General features: G+C 62.7%; 1 pseudogene. It reads right to left on the reverse strand.

The features are described from left to right. Positions 1-424, reverse strand: a pseudogene (locus FLQ44_RS23135) (Calx-beta domain-containing protein); the annotation flags it as partial.

Genomic DNA, 424 nt, shown 5'->3' on the forward strand with positions numbered 1-424 from the left:
TCGTTATCGAGGATGGTACCGGTGGCGTCTTTGCCGCCGATGCTCAGCTTGACGGTTTCGTCGGCTTCGTCGGTGCTGTCGTTGCTGGTCGGTACGGTCACAGTGAAGCTGGTGACGCCGGCCGGTACGGTGATCTTGCCGGTGGCCGCGTCGTAGCTCACGCCATTGCTGAAGGTGGCCGCACTGTAGTCATCAGCAGTAGCGGTGCCGTCTTGCAGCGCGAAGTCGAAGGTGGTGGCGCTGGACGATGCGTTGCTCAGCTTGACGGTGAACGCCAGGTCGCTGCCTTCGGTGGCGGATACGTCACCGGTGCCCACACTGTTACCGATCGCTTCGATGGTCGGGGTGCCGTCGTTGTCCAGGATGGTACCGGTGGCGTCTTTGCCGCCGATGCTCAGCTTGACGGTTTCGTCGGCTTCGTCGG

The sequence above is a fragment of the Vogesella mureinivorans genome (assembly GCF_007644035.1).
GTDB lineage: Bacteria > Pseudomonadota > Gammaproteobacteria > Burkholderiales > Chromobacteriaceae > Vogesella > Vogesella mureinivorans.